The 247-nt window shown below is 57.1% G+C and carries 1 protein-coding gene; it reads right to left on the reverse strand.

Annotated features, from left to right (window positions below):
- The coding region (locus H6B10_RS16380; RefSeq protein ID WP_243427438.1) for a HisA/HisF-related TIM barrel protein at positions 1 to 247 on the reverse strand (247 nt) is incomplete at both ends.

Consider the following 247-nt stretch of genomic DNA (forward strand, 5'->3'; position numbering starts at 1 on the left):
AATTCCAGATCAAATCCATTTTTCACACCATCGGTGTCAATGGAGTTGACAACCAACTCTCCTGCCCCGTTCCGGACGCCCTGTTCCAGCCAGTCCAGCGCGTCGATACCGGTGTTTTCCCGGCCGCCCTTGGCAAACAACATAAAGCGGCCATCCACTCGCTTGATATCGGCCGAAAGTACCACACACTGGTTGCCGTACTTTTGGGCTGCCGCCGGAATGATGCCGGGGTTGGCGATGGCACCGG

Origin of the sequence: Gemmiger formicilis (genome assembly GCF_016901605.1) — a bacterium.
Classification (GTDB): Bacteria; Bacillota; Clostridia; order Oscillospirales; family Ruminococcaceae; genus Gemmiger; species Gemmiger formicilis_B.